Raw genomic sequence first — 11,366 nt, forward strand, 5'->3', positions numbered from 1 at the left:
GGCCCTGCGACCACTTTGGGGGCCATGCGTATCGGACTGATCGGGACGGGGCGTATCGGCTCCTTCCACGCGGGCGTGCTCAGTGATCACCGTGATGTGGGCGCACTGGTGGTCGCCGACACCGAGGGCCCACGGGCTACCGAAGTGGCCCAGCGGATCGGCGCCACCGCGGCGCCTTCGGTGGACGAGGTCTTCACCTGGGGGGTGGACGCCGTGGTCATCGCCTCGGCGACGGCCTCCCACGCCGATCTGATCGGCCGGGCCGCGCGCGCCGGGCTACCGGTCTTCTGCGAGAAGCCGATCGCCCTGGACCTGCCGCGCACGCTGGCCGCCCTGCACGAGGTCGGGACAGCCGGCAGCATTCTGCAGCTCGGCTTCATGCGCCGCTTCGACGCGGGGTACACCACGGCCCGTGAACTCGTACGCTCCGGTGCCCTGGGCCGGCTGCACACCCTGCGGGCGATCACCTCCGACCCGGCGCCGCCGCCCGCCGCATACCTGCCGCTCTCCGGCGGGCTCTACCGGGACTGCCTGGTGCACGACTTCGACATGGTGCGCTGGGTGACGGGGCGCGAGGTGGTGGAGGTGTACGCGACCGGGTCCGACACCGGGCCCGCGATGTTCCGCGAGGCGGGCGACATCGACACGGCCGCCGCGGTGCTGACCCTGGACGACGGGACGCTCGCCACCGCCACGGCCACCCGCTGCAACGGCGCGGGCTACGACGTACGGCTGGAACTGGCGGGTGAGCTCGACCAGATCTCGGTCGGCCTCGACGACCGCACCCCGATCACCTCGACCGAGCCGCAGGGCCCGCCGCCCGCCGACGAGCCGTGGCCCGGATTCCTCGAGCGGTTCGCGCCGGCCTACGAGGCCGAGCTGGACGCGTTCCTGCGGGTCGCGAGGGGCGAGCTGGACAATCCGTGTGACGGCTGGGAGGCGCTGCAGGCGCTGCGGATCGCCGAGGCCTGCGAGCTGTCGCGCCGCGAGCACCGTCCGGTCGGACTGGACGAACTGCCCGCGGGCTGAGCCGCCGCGGGCCGGTCGGCCGCCGCTACCAGCGCACCGGAAGCTTGCGCACCCCCCGGATCAGCAGTCCGGGAATCCAGTCGTACCCGCTGCCCTGCCGGTCGAGCCCCAGCTCCGGGCAGCGTTCGAGAAGGGTACGGACCGCTGTGCGGCCCTCTATCCGGGCGAGCGGGGCGCCGAGACAGAAGTGGATGCCGTGCCCGAACGCGAGATGTCCCTGCGCGCGGCGGCGGATGTCGAACCGGTCGGCGTCCGGGTAGCGGCCCCGGTCCCGGTCGGCCGACGACAGGGAGACCAGCACGGCCTGCCCGGCCGGGATCTCGGTGTCGCCGATCGTGATCGCCTCCCGGGTATGCCGGTAGGTGGCGGTCTGCACCGGCCCTTCGTATCGCAGCATTTCTTCCACTGCGCCGTCGAGCAGACCCATGTCGGCGCGCAGCGCCGCGAGTTGCTCCGGGTGCGAGAGCAGGGCCCGCATGCCGTTGGAGATCAGATTGACCGTGGTCTCGTGCCCGGCGACCAGCAACAGGAAAGCCATGCCGACGAGTTCACTCGACGACAGCTGATCGCCGTCCTCGTGGCGGGTCCGGATCAGCGCGCTCATCAGGTCGTCGCCGGGCCCGGCGCAGCGTTTGTCCTCGATGAGTTCGACGAGGTACTCACTCATCGCCATGACCGCGGCGTTCTCCTGCTCGGGGCCGGTCGGAGCCACCATTTCGTTCGACCACAGCCGGAATCGCGCCCGGTCAAGGTCGGGCACGCCCAGCAGTTCGCAGATGACCGTCATGGGCAGCGGAAAGGCGAGCGCGTCCACCAGATCGGCCCGGTGGTCCGGTGCTTCGAGCATCGCGCTCACGTAGTCGTCGGTGATCTGCTGCACCCGCGGGCGCAGCGCTTCGACGCGGCGTGCGGTGAATTCCCTGGCCACGAGTTTGCGCAGCCTGGTGTGGTGCGGCGGATCGGTGTCCAGCATGTTGGAGAAAAGACCCGGTGACTCGTCCTGCCAGTTGCCGGTGATGCGCGGGTCCTTGCCGAGCCGGTCGTCCGCGAGCGCGGCTCTGGCCTCGTCGTATCCCACGATCAGCCACACGCCGTCGGCCTCGGCGGTACGGATGCGGTGCACCGGTCCCGCGGCGCGCATCTTCTCGTAGTACTGATAGGGATGGGAATTGAAGTCCTCGGCATGATCCCGCAGGTCAATCTCCGTCATCCGGTCAGCCTACGTCGCCATCCCCGTCGAGGAACCCGGCGTCATGCACCAGCAGCGCGATCTGGACACGGTTGTTGAGCCCGAGGCGAGCCAGGATGCGTGAGACATGTGCCTTGACCGTGGGCACGCTCATGTACAGCTCCGCCCCGATCCTCGCGTTGGAGCCGCCGCGTCCGACGGCGACCGCCACTTCCCGTTCCCGCTCGGCCAGTTGAGCCAGCCGGGCCCGTGCGCGGGCAGCCCGGTCGTCGGGCGCCGCGCCGGCCACCCGGCTCATCAGCTGCCGGGTGACGGCCGGCGAGAGCACCGGGTCGCCGGCCGCCACTCTGCGCACGGCGGTGACGATATCGGCGGGCGGGGTGTCCTTGAGTACGAAGCCGGCGGCCCCGGCGCGCAGCGCCCGCACCACCTGCTCGTCGGCGTGGAAGGTGGTGAGGACGATGACCTCCGGGGCGCCGGGCACGGCCCTCAGCCGTTCGGTCGCGGTCAGACCGTCCACGCCGGGCATCCTGATGTCCATCAGCACCACATCGGCGTGCCCGGCCGCCGCCGACGCGGCCACCTCGGAACCGTCCGCGGCCTCGCCCACGATCTCGATGTCGTCCGCGCCGCCGAGCATCAGGGCGAGTCCGGCACGTACGAGTGGGTCGTCGTCGACGATGAGCAGCCTGATGGTCATGCGGGCCACGGTAGCCAGGCTTCCACCCGGAATCCGCCGTCTCCGCTCGCCCCGTGCTCGAGCCGTCCGCCTGCCAGGGTGGCCCGCTCGGTCAGACCGATCAGTCCCTGGCCGGATCCGGGTACCTTCGGTACGTCTCCCGTCGGGCGCGGGTTGTGCACCTCGACGGCGATTCCCTCCCCCGGTCTCCCGCCCAGCGTGACGGTGACCTCGGCTCCCGGCGCGTGCTTACGGGCGTTGGTCAGCGCCTCCTGAGCGATCCGGTAGGCGGTACGGCCGGTGGCCGCGGGCACCGCTTCCGGATCGGCGACCCGGTTGACCAGAGTGACCTTCATGCCGGCCTGCCGGGACTCGGCGACCAGCTCCTCCAGGGTGACGAGGGTGGGCTGCGGGCGGTTCTCCTCGCCCTCGCCGGGTGTCCGAAGCACCCCGATGATCTCGCGCAGATCCTGCAGCGCCTCGTGGGCACTGTCCCTGATGACCCCGGCGGCCCGCGCCACCTCGGGCACCGGTGCGTCGGGGCGGAACTCCAGAGCACCCGCATGGACGCTCAGCAGGGTGAGCCGGTGGGCCAGTACGTCGTGCATCTCCCGGGCGATGGCCTCGCGGGCGAGCCGCTGCGCCTGCTCGGCCCGCAGCTCGGCCTCGGCCTCGGCGCGGTGCGCACGCTCCCGCAGCACCACGACGATCTGCCGGCGGGAGCGTACGACCATCCCCCAGGCGATCACCAGCAGCACGAGCACCGTCCCGAAGAGCACCGAGCTCATCCAGGAGGTGGACGGATCGGGGCGCAGCCAGGGCTGCACCACCCCACTGCCCACCGCGGCGGCACCGACGACGGCGACCGGTTTGAACGGGCGGTGCACGGCCAGGCTGAACAGCGCCACCAGCAGCGCCCCGGAGGCGAGCGGAGCGAAGGTGCTGACCACGACGAGGGCTACCGCGAGATCCACCGGCCGGCGCCTGCGGAACCACAGCGCGCAGCAGGCGAGACCGCCCGCGGCCACGTCTGCGGCCAGCTCGAGGGAGCTCTCGCGGGACCCGGACGTGAGCGCGTCGAGCGTCAGCACGGCGATGACCACCGCGATCAGAAACGCTGCGACGTCCACGACCCAGTCGCGCAGCGTGCGGCGCGGCCGGCTCCCCTCGGCCGGCAGCTCGGGGTCGGCGAGGGCCGACGGCAGCAACCAGGGGTACTCGGAACGCGTCATATCGACAAAGTTACGCAGCGCGGCGGCCCGCCGCGGTCACGGCGGCCGGAGCAGAGACCAAAGTCGGACAGCCGCAGACTTTCGGCCGGCCGGGCCGGCACTGCCCGGCCCGCGACCTCAGCTCCCCACTGCAGCCGCCCCCCGGTCCGCCGAGCGGCGACCCCAGGTGGTCCCCGCCAGCACCAGCAGTCCGCCGCACAGGCCGACGGCACCGAGGTGTTCACCGCCGATCGCGATACCGACCGCTGCCGCCCAGAGCGGCTCGGTGCCCAGGAGCAGACTGAGCCGCGACGGCGAGGTCCGGCGGACCGCCCACATCTGCACGACGAAGGCGAAGAGCGTGCAGAAGACCGACAGGAAGAGCAGTCCCGCCCACGCGCGGAGGCCAAAGCCGGCCGCCACGGTCCAGGGGGCCGCGCCGGTGCCGGGCACCGCTGCCAGGACGGCGAACACCGCTACGGCTGATCCCAGCTGGACGGTGGTCAGCGACAGCGAGTCGGCTCCGCGGATCGCCCTGATCCGCGACATCGCCAGGACGTGCACGGTCCGGGCGAGGGCCGCCAGCAGCATCAGCAGGTCGCCGGCGGAGGGAGCGGTGAACCCACCGCCCTGGGTCAGCAGCATCACCCCGAGAACGGAGAGCCCGGCGGCCGCCAGGAAGCCACGGCGCGGCGCGGTCCTGGTCATCACCGCCTCGGCGAGCGGTGTGAAGATCATGGTGAGGCTGATGATGAGCCCGGCGTTGGTGGCCGAGGTGTGCACGATCCCGTACGTCTCCAGCAGGAAGATCCCGCTGAGCACCACCCCCAGGGCCCCCGCTCCGCGCCACTGGGCCGCGGTCAGCCCCCGGAGCCTGCGCTGCCCGGCCACGGCGAGAACCGGCAGTACGATCGCGAACCGCAGCGCCAGTACGGCCACCACCGTTCCCGGGGTGGTGATGTCCTTGGCCGCGAGATAACTCGCGCCCCACACCCCGGCCACCAGCAGGACCGGCAGATCGGTCAGCCAGGTACGGCGCGGGGCGAGGGCGGGGACGGGCACGGCGATCGACGCCAACGGGAGCTCCCATGTCCGTGGTGGGTGGAGACTCCGTCGGCTCGCACAGGGCTGATCACCGTAACCGCCCGAAGGGCCCGGACGCCACGGCCGCAGGCGCTCGGGGCAGAGGCAGGTGCCTCCGGTCGGAGGGCCGCGTCTATCCGGCGTTCGTCGAGAACAGTCCGCCGGTCGGTCCCTGCTTGTCGCCACCCTGGGCCTTCTTCAGTGCGTTGGCCAGGCCCTCGATGGTGAGCGACTGCAGGATCACCCGTCCGTTGCCCTCCAGCGTGGCCAGGGACAGACCCTCGCCGCCGAAGACGGCGTTCATCATGCCCTGGCGGTTCAGGCCGCCGATCCGCTGCACTCCGTATTCGATGCCTTCCTCGAAGGCGACGATGCAGCCGGTGTCGACCTCGATCCGGCCGCCGAAGTCGGCGGGGTTGAGGTCGATGAAGTTGCCCGCACCGCAGATGATCACCGTGCCGTGGCCGGTGAACTTCTCCAGGATGAAACCCTCACCGCCGCTGCGGCCCGTGCGGCCGCCCTGCCAGGCGATTCCGAAGTCGACGGTGGACTCGGCTGCGACGAAGGCGTCCTTCTCGGCGAACCACGCCCGGTTACCGGTCAGCTCCAGCGCCCGCATCTCGCCGGGCAGCACCCCCGCGAAGCCGACCGTGCCCTCACCGCCGGAGCAGGTGAAGTACTGGAAGGCGAGCGACTCACCGGCCAGTGCCCGCTGGCCGACCTGCATGGCGGTGCCCATGGCCTGCCTGAGCAGGCCGCCCATTCCACCGGCCTGCCCCGGCTGCCCGCCCTGCGGCTGTCCGCCTCCGCCGCCGGGCCCGGAGAGGCGGGTCTCCATGGTCACGTTCGCGGTCTTGAAGAGGAACTTCCCGGCCTCGCAGTAGACGGTCTGGCCGGGCTGAAGGCTGACCACTGCCATCTGCATGGCGTTGCCGACGATCTCTTGCTGCAGCGTCACAGCCGGTTCTCCTGACGATCTCGGGGTCCGTTTCCCGCCGGTGCCGGGCGGCGGCCGCCGCTTTGCTGGGACGCGAACACCGAGGCGCGAACACTACTGATGAAGGGTTACCACATGTCTTCGCTGGACGGCAGCACGGCTGCGGTCGGGACCGCGCGGACCGGGACGGCACGGACCAGGGCCGCACTGGTCACGGGGGGCAGCAGGGGGATCGGGGCGGCCATCGCGCTGCGGCCGGCCCGGGAAGGGGCCGACGTCGCGATCACCTACGCCCGGGACGAGGCCGCGGCCCCACAAGGTCGTCGCAGAGATCGAATCGACCGGCCGACAAGCACTGGGCCTGCGGGCGGACGCGGCGACCGCGGTCAGCAGGGCCGCCGACGCGTTCGGCGGTCTGGACATCCTGGTGAGCAACGCGGGGATCGGTGTACTCGCCCCGATCGGTGACCTCTCGGCCGACGATCTCGATCGCACACTCGCGGTCAACGTGCGGGAAGTCTTCCTCGGAGCCCGGTCGGCGGCGGTCTCGCTGCGCCCCGGCGGCCGGAACCGCGGTGCGCCCCGGTCCGATCGACACGGACATGAACCCGGCGGACGGACCGTACGCGGAGCCGCCGCGGGCGGGCACGGCGCTGGGCCGCTTCGGGAGCCGGGACGAAGTCGCCTCGCTGGTGGCGTATCCGGCGAGTGAGGAGGCGGCTTACGTCACCGGGGCAGCGCTGGTGGTGGACGGGGGGCACGCGGCGTGTAACGGTCCCGGACCGCCGGATACGGCGGCCGACAGCGCACCGTGAGCCGATATCCGCAGGCGGAAAAGCCCGCCGGGCGGGTACACGTCCCCCCGGACACGGGTGCCGGTGGCCGAGGCGCCGGCAGGAAGCGACGGTCCGTGTCCGGTCGGAGGCGGGTCCGCGGGAGGGCCCGCCTCCTTCCCGCCGGCCAGTGGTCAGTTCGTTCGTTCGAGCAGGCGGCCCGTGGGGTCGGCGAGCGTGCCGTCCGAGGCGATCCGTACGCCTCGGAGCCAGGTCGACCTGACGACACCGTGCAAGGTCTTCCCGGCGTAGGCGGTGACCTGGTTGCGGTGATGCAGGGCGGCCGGGTCCACAGTGAAGGTCTCGTCGGGCGCCAGTACCGCGAAGTCCGCGTCGCGGCCCGGCACGATGGCGCCCTTCCGAGCCAGCCCCACCAGATCGGCCGGGGCGGTGGACATCCAGCGCACCACGTCCTCCAGTGACCGTCCGCGCCGGCGCGCCTCGGTCCAGATCGCGGGCAGGCTGAGCTGCAGCGAGGAGATGCCGCCCCAGGCGGTGGCGAAGTCGGGGGTCTTGAGGTCGGCGGTGGACGGCGAGTGGTCCGTGACGATGCAGTCGATGGTGCCGTCGGCGAGCGCATCCCAGAGCAGATCCTGGTTGGCGGCCTCCCTGATCGGCGGGCAGCACTTGAATTCGCTGGCGCCGTCCGGGACTTCCTCGGCGGTGAGGGTGAGGTAGTGGGGGCAGGTCTCGGCGGTCAGCCGGACGCCGGCCGCCTTCGCCGCGGCGACCAGCGGCAGGGCGTCGGACGAGGACAGATGCAAAATGTGAACACGGGCGCCGATCCGTCCGGCGACCGCGATCAGTCCTTCGATCGCGGCGTTCTCGGAGACACGCGGCCGGGTGGCGAGGTAGTCCGCGTACTTGGGACCGCTCAGATGCGGGGCCACATCCAGCTCGTGCGGGTCCTCGGCGTGCACGATCAGCAGACCGCCGAACCCGGCGATCTCGGTCATCGCGGCGGACAGCTGTTCCCGGTTCAGCTCGGGGAACTCCTCCACGCCCGAGGGTGAGAGGAAACACTTGAAGCCGAAGACTCCGGCGTCGTGCAGCGGACGCAGATCCCTGACGTTGTCGGGCAGCGCGCCGCCCCAGAAACCGACGTCGACGTGCGCCTTGCTGCGCGCCACTTCCTGCTTGGTGCGCAGACCGTCCACCGTGGTGGTCGGCGGCAGCGAGTTGAGCGGCATGTCCACGAGCGTGGTGATCCCGCCGGCGGCCGCCGCGCGGGTGGCGGTCCAGAACCCCTCCCACTCGGTACGACCGGGGTCGTTCACATGGACGTGGGTGTCGACCAGGCCGGGGAGCAGCACGTCGTCACCGAAGTCGTGCAGGCTCGCTCCGGCCGGCACCGCGGCGTCATGGGGCAGTACCGCCGTGATCGTGCCGCCGGTGACGGTGACCGACGCGGCGCGCGTCCCCTCCGGGGTGACGACGCGTGTCGAGCGCAGTACCAGTTCGGTGTCGGACACCCGAGCCCCGCTTCCTCTTTGCGAAATTCAACCCTGCGAAATTCAACGTTCTGTTGAAGAAGTCTTCACTTCGAGCCGCGAGCCGTCAAGGGGTCCCCGAACCGCGGCGGAACTCCGTCCGGACATCTGGAGGTTTCCACAAAGTGGAAGTAGAATTTCAATGTCCGGAACGTAGGTTCTGTGCCGCCAACGGCAGCGGAGTGCTCACGTTCTGGCCGCCTACCCGGACAAAGCATGCCTGACCGGCCAGAACATCGACCTCGCCGCCGGGGTGCCACGGAGTACCTCCCGGTAAGCTGACGCCTCGCCCTGCCCGCCTCGAAAGGACCGCCGCCGTGCCGCAGTCCCACACCAGCGCAGCCGACTCCAAGCCCGCCGCTCCGAGCGGTGGCGTGCAGTCCCTGGAGCGCGCCTTCGACATGCTGGAGCGGATGGCCGACGCGGGGGGCGAGGTCGGCCTGAGTGAGCTCTCGTCCAGCAGCGGCCTGCCGTTGCCCACGATCCACCGATTGATGCGCACCCTGGTGGCCTGCGGTTACGTACGCCAGCAGCCCAACCGTCGGTACGCACTGGGTCCGCGTCTGATCCGGCTCGGCGAGTCATCGGCCCGCCTGCTCGGCACCTGGGCCCGCCCCTACCTGACCCGCCTGGTCGAGGAGACCGGCGAGACCGCGAACATGGCGCTGCTCGACGGCGACGAGATCGTGTATGTCGCCCAGGTGCCCTCCAAGCACTCGATGCGGATGTTCACCGAAGTGGGACGACGGGTGCTCCCGCACTCCACCGGAGTCGGCAAGGCGCTGCTCGCGTACACCCCGCCCGCCGAGGTGAGGGCGCTGCTCGCCAGGACCGGGATGCCGGCCGCCACCGACAAGACGATCACCACACCCGAGGTCTTCCTGGAGGCGCTCGACGCGGTTCGCCGCGCGGGATACGCGGTCGACGACAACGAGCAGGAGATAGGGGTCAGGTGCCTGGCGGTTTCGGTCCCCAACTCCCCCACCGCTGCGGCGATCTCCATCTCGGGCCCGGCCGGCCGGGTGACCGAGGAGGCCACGGAGAAGATCGTGCCGATCCTTCAGGGCATCGCCCAGGAACTCTCCGCGACGCTCGCCAGCGCCGGCCCCCAGAACGGCTGAGCAGACAGCCGGGGCCGGCGGCGGCACGGCGGTGCGGGTGAGTCAGCGGGTCACCTCTTCGGCAACCGGCACGGTGAGCCGCCCGTCGGCCATCGACGCCGTGCGGTCCATCCGGTCCAGATGCGTACGGTCGTGGGTGACCAGCACCGTCGCGGTGCCCCGCTGCCTGGTCAGCGTGACGAGCAGATCGAGCACCCCGGCGCCCCGCTCGTGGTCGAGGGCGCTGGTCGGCTCGTCGACCAGCAGGACCGAGGGCTCGTTCATCAGGGCCCGGGCGATGTTCACCCGCTGGCGCTGACCTCCGGACAGCTGGTGCGGGCGGCGGTCCGCCTGCTCGGTCAGGCCCACCGCGGCCAGCAGCTCCCGTGCCCGGTCGCGGGTCCGGGCCGGCGGCCGCCCCGACAGGTGCGCCATCACCTGCAACTGCTCCGCCGCCGTCAGCGCGGGCAGCAGATTGGGCTGCTGGAAGACGATCCCGACGCGCTCGCGCCGCAGCGCCGCTTTCTCGGCCCGGCTCAGCGAAGCCGTATCCACGCCGTCGACGAGCACCTGGCCGTGCTGCGGCGTCACCAGGGTCGCCGCCACCGCCAGCAGACTCGACTTGCCGGACCCCGAAGGCCCGACCACGGCGGTCAGCGAGCCGGCCGGTACGTCGAGCCGCACCGAGTCCAGCGCGGTCACCCGCCCCTCGCCGTCGGGGTAGGTCAGCGTCACCTCGTGCAGTGTCAGAGTCATCGGGCGCTCCCGAGCGCGGTGAGGGGGTCGACGGCGGTGATCCGCCGGATGGAGAGGGCCGCGCCGAGCACGCCGAGGGCGACTATCACCGCGGCGGGGATCAGCGTGGTGCGCGGATCGAGTACGAAGGGCACATCGGCGGGGACGACCGCACCGGCCCCGGCAGCGAGAGCCGTGCCCAGCAGAGTCCCGGCCAGCAGCATCAGTACCGCCTGCCCGAGCGCGTCGCGCAGCAGATACGGGGTCGAGGCACCGAGTGCCTTCAGTACGGCGATGTCCCCGCTGCGCTGGATCGTCCAGACTGTGAAGAACGCCCCTATCACCAGGGCCGAGATGACGAAGAGGAAACCGCGCATCAGCTGCAGCGAGCCGTTCTCCGCCTGGTAGGAGGGCAGCGCGCTCAGTGAGCCGGCCAGAGTGAGCGTCCGGGTGCCGGCCGCGCGGTCGCCCGCCGCCAGGTCAGCCCCGTCGGTGGTGAGCGCCACCACCGTCACCTCGGCATCAGCCGGGAGTGCGCTCCAGACGACAGGCGTGTGGCTGTACGAGTCGTGCCCGGCGACCGCGGTGACCTTCAGCCGCTTTCCGGCCACCTCGATGGTCTCGCCGGCCGCCGCGCCCAGACTCTTCGCCGCGCCCGCGGACAGCACCACACTGCCGCTGTCGACCGCCACCGGCGCCAGACCGGAATTCGGGCGTACCGCGAACTCCGATACGGCCGCGGTACGGCTGCCCGCCGCCGCGTTCCGGGTGTCGATGGCGACCGGCTGCGCGCTCCGCACCCCCGGCCGCGCCGCCCAGATACGGGCGGCGCCGCTCGGCAGCTGCGAGCCGGTGAAGGAAGCCGACTGCCCGGAGGGTGGCGCCGCGAAGGCCAGGTGGTCGGCGGACAACCCCGTGACGGCCGAGGTGTTGTCCCTGGCCAACCCGGCGGTCAGGCCGGACAGCAGTCCGACGAGCAGGGTGATGAGCACGATCACGGTGCCCATCAGGGCGAATCTGCCCCGGGCGAATCTCAGATCTCTCCATGCGACGAACATGAGCCCAACCCTGCTGGCCACG

At 71.5% G+C, this 11,366-nt stretch carries 10 protein-coding genes and 1 pseudogene; 3 read left to right on the forward strand and 8 right to left on the reverse strand.

The window, feature by feature from the left end:
- Positions 1-24 precede the first annotated feature (24 nt).
- Positions 25-1,029, forward strand: coding sequence for a Gfo/Idh/MocA family oxidoreductase (locus AB0M87_RS08045; RefSeq protein WP_365851055.1), 1,005 nt, complete (start codon positions 25-27; stop codon positions 1,027-1,029).
- Positions 1,030-1,054: 25 nt separating this feature from the next.
- On the opposite strand, the gene AB0M87_RS08050 is transcribed toward AB0M87_RS08045, so the two are convergent.
- The 5 genes from AB0M87_RS08050 to AB0M87_RS08070 all read right to left on the reverse strand — a co-directional run bounded on the left by AB0M87_RS08050 (position 1,055) and on the right by AB0M87_RS08070 (position 6,149).
- The gene (locus tag AB0M87_RS08050; RefSeq protein WP_365851056.1) at positions 1,055-2,239 is read right to left on the reverse strand and encodes a cytochrome P450; all 1,185 of its coding nucleotides are present in this window, start codon (positions 2,237-2,239) and stop codon (positions 1,055-1,057) included.
- 4 nt (positions 2,240-2,243) lie between these two features.
- Positions 2,244-2,918, reverse strand: coding sequence for a response regulator transcription factor (locus tag AB0M87_RS08055; RefSeq protein WP_365851057.1), 675 nt, complete (start codon positions 2,916-2,918; stop codon positions 2,244-2,246).
- The gene (locus AB0M87_RS08060; RefSeq protein ID WP_365851058.1) at positions 2,915-4,129 is read right to left on the reverse strand and encodes a histidine kinase; all 1,215 of its coding nucleotides are present in this window, start codon (positions 4,127-4,129) and stop codon (positions 2,915-2,917) included. Before AB0M87_RS08060 ends, AB0M87_RS08055 begins: the two co-directional genes overlap by 4 nt.
- A gap of 117 nt (positions 4,130-4,246) precedes the next feature.
- Positions 4,247-5,185: a DMT family transporter gene (locus tag AB0M87_RS08065; protein ID WP_365851059.1), complete on the reverse strand. Its 939-nt coding sequence runs from the start codon at positions 5,183-5,185 to the stop codon at positions 4,247-4,249.
- Between the two features lie 139 nt (positions 5,186-5,324).
- Positions 5,325-6,149 (reverse strand): AIM24 family protein, encoded by an 825-nt coding sequence (locus AB0M87_RS08070; RefSeq protein ID WP_365851060.1) that lies wholly within the window; start codon positions 6,147-6,149, stop codon positions 5,325-5,327.
- A gap of 114 nt (positions 6,150-6,263) precedes the next feature.
- Between AB0M87_RS08070 and AB0M87_RS08075 the strand changes: the two are divergent.
- Positions 6,264-6,943: pseudogene (locus tag AB0M87_RS08075) on the forward strand (SDR family oxidoreductase).
- A gap of 152 nt (positions 6,944-7,095) precedes the next feature.
- Here AB0M87_RS08075 and allB read toward each other — a convergent pair.
- A complete protein-coding gene (gene allB / locus AB0M87_RS08080) occupies positions 7,096-8,433 on the reverse strand; it encodes an allantoinase AllB (RefSeq protein ID WP_365851061.1) in 1,338 nt (445 codons plus the stop codon).
- A 335-nt stretch (positions 8,434-8,768) separates the two neighbouring features.
- Between allB and AB0M87_RS08085 the strand changes: the two genes are divergently transcribed.
- A complete protein-coding gene (locus tag AB0M87_RS08085) occupies positions 8,769-9,572 on the forward strand; it encodes an IclR family transcriptional regulator (protein ID WP_365851062.1) in 804 nt (267 codons plus the stop codon).
- Between the two features lie 42 nt (positions 9,573-9,614).
- On the opposite strand, the gene AB0M87_RS08090 is transcribed toward AB0M87_RS08085, so the two are convergent.
- Complete coding sequence (locus tag AB0M87_RS08090) at positions 9,615-10,307, reverse strand: ABC transporter ATP-binding protein (protein WP_365851063.1); 693 nt, start codon at positions 10,305-10,307, stop codon at positions 9,615-9,617.
- Positions 10,304-11,344, reverse strand: coding sequence for an FtsX-like permease family protein (locus AB0M87_RS08095; RefSeq protein WP_365851064.1), 1,041 nt, complete (start codon positions 11,342-11,344; stop codon positions 10,304-10,306). The genes AB0M87_RS08090 and AB0M87_RS08095 overlap by 4 nt, the downstream gene beginning before the upstream one ends.
- Between the last annotated feature and the right edge of the window lie 22 nt (positions 11,345-11,366).

Origin of the sequence: Streptomyces sp. NPDC051320, from assembly GCF_040682175.1 — a bacterium.
Lineage (GTDB): Bacteria > Actinomycetota > Actinomycetes > Streptomycetales > Streptomycetaceae > Streptomyces.

What these genes read in the sequence shown, in the direction of transcription:
- AB0M87_RS08060 (WP_365851058.1), bottom strand. Translation starts at nt 4,129, where the DNA reads ATGACGCGTTCCGAGTACCCCTGGTTGCTGCCGTCGGCCCTCGCCGAC.
- AB0M87_RS08055 (WP_365851057.1), bottom strand. Translation starts at nt 2,918, where the DNA reads ATGACCATCAGGCTGCTCATCGTCGACGACGACCCACTCGTACGTGCC.
- AB0M87_RS08090 (WP_365851063.1), bottom strand. Translation starts at nt 10,307, where the DNA reads ATGACTCTGACACTGCACGAGGTGACGCTGACCTACCCCGACGGCGAG.
- AB0M87_RS08045 (WP_365851055.1), top strand. Translation starts at nt 25, where the DNA reads ATGCGTATCGGACTGATCGGGACGGGGCGTATCGGCTCCTTCCACGCG.
- AB0M87_RS08050 (WP_365851056.1), bottom strand. Translation starts at nt 2,239, where the DNA reads ATGACGGAGATTGACCTGCGGGATCATGCCGAGGACTTCAATTCCCAT.
- AB0M87_RS08095 (WP_365851064.1), bottom strand. Translation starts at nt 11,344, where the DNA reads ATGTTCGTCGCATGGAGAGATCTGAGATTCGCCCGGGGCAGATTCGCC.